This is a genomic window from Streptococcus pseudopneumoniae (genome assembly GCF_001072375.1).
GTDB lineage: Bacteria > Bacillota > Bacilli > Lactobacillales > Streptococcaceae > Streptococcus > Streptococcus pseudopneumoniae_L.
Window position 1 is genome coordinate 1 of sequence record NZ_JVKV01000053.1, and the last position, 5,525, is coordinate 5,525.

A 5,525-nucleotide genomic window follows, 5' to 3' on the forward strand; every position below is an offset into this window, starting at 1 on the left:
ACCAAGCGCTGCTTCTTTCTCCAAGTAAGTATAATGAAGTCATTGGGGAGCGCTACAATGCCGTTTCCGTCAAGGTAGCTCTGCATAATCAAGCGATTTTTCTCCTCCTCCAAAAGGGAGTCCAGCCAGAAAAGATTGTGATCGATGCTTTTACGAGTGCTCAAAACTATGAGAAGTACTTAAAAAATGAAGCCAATCATTTTTCTAATGCAGTCAGCCTAGAGGAAAAAGCTGAAGGTAAGTACTTGGCTGTCGCAGTAAGTTCTATCATTGCGCGTGATCTCTTTCTAGAGAATCTCGAAAATCTGGGTAGAGAACTTGGTTATCAACTTCCAAGCGGGGCTGGAACAGCTTCTGATAAGGTAGCTAGCCAAATCCTCCAAGCTTATGGTATGCAGGGACTCAATTTCTGCGCCAAACTACACTTTAAAAATACTGAAAAAGCAAAAAAAATGCTAGAAAGGTAAATTATGAAATATTTAAAATCATTTTTAAAAGAGTGGGGAGTTATCATCCTACTGATCACACTAGTAGGTCTTAGCCGTCTCTTTCTCTGGAGCAATGTCCGTGTAGAAGGACATTCCATGGATCCAACCCTAGCAGATGGAGAAATCCTCTTTGTGGTTAAACATCTCCCAATCAATCGTTTTGATATTGTGGTTGCTCATGAAGACGACGGGAACAAGGATATCGTTAAGCGGGTCATTGGTATGCCAGGAGATACCATTCGTTATGACAACGATAAACTCTATATTAACGGTCAAGAAACTGATGAGCCCTATTTAGCAGAATACCTCAAGCGTTTCAAGGAAGATAAACTCCAGAGCACCTATACTGGAACTGGTTGGGATGGTAAAAAGGGAGAATACTTTAGAACTTTAGCTCAAAAGGCTCAGGCCTTTACCCTAGATGTTAATTACAACACTAGCTTTACCTTCACTGTACCAGAGGGTGAATACCTCCTACTGGGTGATGACCGTCTGGTATCTAGCGACAGTCGACATGTTGGTACCTTTAAGGCAAAAGATATCACTGGTGAAGCCAAATTCCGCTTCTGGCCACTCAAGCGTATCGGAACGTTTTAAAAACTAGGAAGAGGCCGAGAATTTTCTATCTCAGCCTCTTCTCATTCTATTTTGACTAAATCTGGGATACATTTTCTCAGACACTATTGTAAGGAATTTTATGGAAGTTTATTTTTCAGGCACCATTGAACGCATTATTTTTGAAAATGTCAGCAATTTTTTCCGTATTTTACTCCTAGATATTGAGGATACCAATGCTGAAGACTTTGATGATTATGAAATCATTGTCACAGGTACCATGGCTGATATCATTGAAGGAGAGGAATACACCTTTTGGGGACAAATCGTCCAACACTCCAAATATGGTGAACAACTACAAATGACTCGCTATGAGAGAGCTAAGCCGACTAGTAAGGGCTTGGTAAAGTATTTTTCCGGCAGTCATTTTAAGGGAATTGGACTCAAAACAGCTCAGAAAATCGTGGATATCTACGGTGAAAACACTATTGACAAAATTTTAGAAAATCCAGACAAGCTCCAGTCTATCTCTGGCCTCTCTGCTAAAAATCGTGAAGCCTTTGTCTCAACCCTTCGTCTTAATTACGGAACAGAGATGGTCTTAGCTAAACTGGCTAATTACGGCATTCCAAATAAGCTAGCCTTTCAGATCCAAGACTTTTACAAGGAAGAAACGCTAGATATTGTTGAGAACTATCCCTATCAACTAGTTGAGGATATCAAGGGCTTGGGATTTACCATCGCTGACCAACTGGCCCAAGAATTGGGGATTGAGAGCCAAGCTCCCGAGCGCTTCCGTGCTGGTCTCGTCCATAGTCTCTTTCAAGGTTGCATGGAGACGGGAGATACCTATATGGAAGCTAGAGACTTGTTGGAGCAAACCCTCAACCTTCTGGAATCCTCCCGTCCAGTCGAACTAGATCCGAGTCAAGTTGCCCAAGAACTTGCTTATCTGATTGAAGAAGATAAGGTCCAGCAGATTGACACCAAAATCTTTGATAATAGCCTCTTTTTTGCAGAAGAAGGGATTCGCAGCCATCTCATCAGAATCCTCGAAAAAGGTCAGAGTAAAAAACAGGATCTAGAAACCATCCAAGAGCATATCACAACTGTTGAGGAAGAACTGGGAATTGAGTATGATAGCATTCAAAAACAAGCCATCTGCGATGCTATCCAGAACAAGGTCTTTATCCTGACAGGTGGACCTGGTACAGGTAAGACTACTGTTATCAATGGGATTATCGCTGTCTATGCTCTTTTAGAAGGAGTTGACCTCAAGAAAAAGAGCAATCTGCCCATTCTCCTAGCTGCTCCAACTGGTCGCGCGGCTCGTCGCATGAATGAATTGACAGGATTGCCAAGCGCGACCATACACCGTCATTTAGGAATGACAGGCGACGATGATACCAGTCATCTAGAAGATTATCTGGATGCTGACTTTATCATCGTTGACGAGTTTTCTATGGTAGATACTTGGCTGGCCAATCAACTCTTCTCCAACATCTCTTCTAACAGTAAAATCCTCATCGTGGGCGACAGCGACCAGCTCCCTTCTGTCAGCCCTGGACAGGTTCTAGCGGACCTACTTCATATTCCCTTGATTCCTCAGACTCGCTTGGAAAGAATTTACCGTCAGAGCGAAGAGTCAACCATTGTCACGCTTGCTAGTCAGATTCGTCAGGGAATATTACCTGCAGATTTTACCCAGAAAAAAGCAGACCGCTCCTACTTTGAAATCGCTAGTAGCCATATCCCTGCTAGCATTGAAAAAATCCTAGGTGCTGCTATCAGAAGTGGCATCCCTGCTCGCGATATTCAGGTTCTTGCCCCTATGTACCGTGGAACTGCAGGTATTGATGCCATCAACCAGCTCATGCAAGACCTCCTTAATCCTCCACAAAAAGACCAGCTTAGCTTTGAAGCTCCTCAGTGTCACTATCGAACAGGAGATAAGGTTATCCACCTAGTCAACGATGCAGAGGTCAATGTCTTTAACGGAGACTTAGGCTATATCACAGACTTGATTCCAGGAAAATACACCGAGTCCAAGCAGGATGAGATTGTCATCGATTTTGATGGTAACGAGGTTTCCTATCCTCGAAACGAATGGTACAAGATTCGCTTAGCCTATGCCATGAGTATCCACAAGTCTCAGGGTAGCGAGTTTCCAGTTGTAATTCTTCCGATTACTAGTGCTAGCAAACGCATGTTAGAACGTAATCTCATCTACACTGCTATCACTCGGGCCAAAAGTAAACTCATTTTATTAGGTGAATTACAGGCTTTTGACTATGCAACTCAACATATCGGAACAGCTCGTAAGACCTATCTGATTGAACGTTTCAGCGACTTAATAGAATCAACTGATGGAACTGGTAAATCAGCTTCTGAAACTACACTAGCTACTAACACTGAACAATCCTACATTCTAACCGAAGACAACTGGTCTAGTATCCCAGCTATGATTGGGATTACTGAAGAAGACCTGCAGGAATTTTTCGGAAAATAAAGTACAAGAAAGCCCACCGAATCCGGTGGGCTTTTATCTTTTCAGATTATTTTACTGTTGCAGTGCTTGTGATCAATTCAACAGCTTTCTTCACTGCAATATCGTGTTTCAACATTTCAGCTGAAAGCAAGCTTTGTACTTGTGCAACTTCCATGTTGTAATCTGCAGCCAATTGCTCGATTTCTTTTTGGATTTCTTCTTCTGAAGCGTCAAATCCTTCAGCTTTCGCAACTGCTTCGATAACAAGGTTAGTCTTAGTACGTGACTCAGCTTCTGCTTCGTATTGTTTGTGAAGATCTTCTTGAGTAGTTCCAGTGATTTGGAAGTACATGTCAGGGTTGATACCTTGACGTTGCAAGTTTCCAAGGAATTCATTTACTGAACGGTGAACTTCTTCGTGGATCATTTCTTCTGGAAGTTCTACGATTTCAGCGTTTTCTACAGCTTTATCAATTGCTGCACCTTCAACTGCATCCTTGTATGCTTCTTCTTTAGCAGCAGCCAATTCCTTGCGGTATTTTTCTTTCAATTCAGCAAGAGTTTCAACTTCTTCATCGATGTCCTTTGCAAGTTCATCGTCAAGAGCTGGAACTTCTTTCGCTTTTACTTCGTGGATAGTTGTTACGAATTTAGCTTCTTTACCAGCAAGGTCTTCAGCTTGGTAGTCTTCTGGGAATGTTACGATAACGTCTACAGTTTCACCAGCTGAGTGACCTACCAATTGGTCTTCGAAACCAGGGATGAATTGACCTGAACCAAGTCCAAGTGAGAAGTTTTCACCTTTTCCACCGTCAAATTCAACACCGTCGATAGAACCAACAAAGTCGATAACAACAGTATCGCCATTTTCAGCAGCAGCTTCTTTGATAACCAATTCAGCCAAGTTGTTGCGTTCACGTTCGATACGCTCTTCAACATCAGCATCAGTTACTTCTTTTTCTACATCAACTGATACTTCAAGGTTTTTGTAGTCACCCAATTTAACTTCAGGTTTTGTAACAACTTCAGCAGTGATAACCCAATCTTGACCTTTTTCCATTGAAGTTACGTCAATTTTTGGTTGTGCAACGACTTCAAGACCAGCTTCTTTTACAGCTGCTTCATAAGCGTTTGGCAAAAGAGCGTTCATAACGTCTTGGTAAAGTGACTCTTCACCAAATTTTTGATCGAAGATAGGACGTGGAAGATGACCTTTACGGAAACCAGGAACGTTAAGAGATTTCTTTACTGAGTTAAATACACGGTCCAATTCTGGTTTGATTTGGTCTTGAGAGATAGTGAAAGTCAAGACACCACGGTTTGTTTCTTTGTTTTCAAATGATACAGACATTCTGTCATTTCTCCTTAAAATTTTTTTAAATACAGTCTATTATAACATTTTCCATTGATAAAAGCTAGACTAATGCAGATAAATCTGGCTAAAACACATTTTTTATAATTTTCTATCTTAGTCTACTCAGGAAAATTTAGTAAATTTTTGACATTCTAGAGTTAGTTTTTAGCTAGTATTTCCAAGTATTATTATTTTAATTTTGAACATTCTTTGAGAGTATATTTTCAATTGCATAAAGTGTTCCACATAAAAAATTAAGTTTGATTCATTTTGAGTATTACACATACAAAACTATCTCTATAAAGTATTGTAAGGTAATATTGAATACCAAATTTGATAACTAAAAAGAAGACAAACATTCTTAAAATGTTTGTCCTCTTAATGCTATAGACTCTATCATCTAGTCCGAAGTAATTTCAATAGGATTAAATTTTTATTTTAATCTTCTTTTTTCTTACGAACTACAAGTCCAAATCCACTCATTACTCCAAGAAGTCCAAGTGCTGCTAAGCTAGTATGATCTTCAGTACCAGTATTTGGCAACTGAGGAGTATTTTCTTTAGCAGAGGTTGGTTTCTCTGGAGCTACTGGTTTCTCTGGAGTCACTGGAGTCACTGGGGTAACTGGAGTCACTGGAGTC

Annotated in this window: 5 protein-coding genes; 3 read left to right on the forward strand and 2 right to left on the reverse strand. The window is 40.6% G+C overall.

What is annotated here, in order from left to right:
• The 3 genes from ADH31_RS04275 to ADH31_RS04285 form a co-directional block, all read left to right on the forward strand.
• The coding region (locus ADH31_RS04275) for a ribonuclease HIII (RefSeq protein ID WP_049509157.1) at window positions 1-467 on the forward strand (467 nt) is incomplete at its 5' end.
• 3 nt (window positions 468-470) lie between these two features.
• Window positions 471-1,085: a signal peptidase I gene (gene lepB / locus ADH31_RS04280; protein ID WP_049509158.1), complete on the forward strand. Its 615-nt coding sequence runs from the start codon at window positions 471-473 to the stop codon at window positions 1,083-1,085.
• Between the two features lie 100 nt (window positions 1,086-1,185).
• Complete coding sequence (locus tag ADH31_RS04285) at window positions 1,186-3,552, forward strand: ATP-dependent RecD-like DNA helicase (protein WP_049509159.1); 2,367 nt, start codon at window positions 1,186-1,188, stop codon at window positions 3,550-3,552.
• Between the two features lie 46 nt (window positions 3,553-3,598).
• On the opposite strand, the gene tig is transcribed toward ADH31_RS04285, so the two are convergent.
• Both tig and ADH31_RS04295 read right to left on the reverse strand, forming a co-directional pair.
• Window positions 3,599-4,882: a trigger factor gene (gene tig / locus ADH31_RS04290; protein WP_049509160.1), complete on the reverse strand. Its 1,284-nt coding sequence runs from the start codon at window positions 4,880-4,882 to the stop codon at window positions 3,599-3,601.
• Between the two features lie 441 nt (window positions 4,883-5,323).
• Window positions 5,324-5,525: LPXTG cell wall anchor domain-containing protein (locus ADH31_RS04295; protein WP_049509161.1), on the reverse strand; the 202-nt coding region annotated here is incomplete at its 5' end.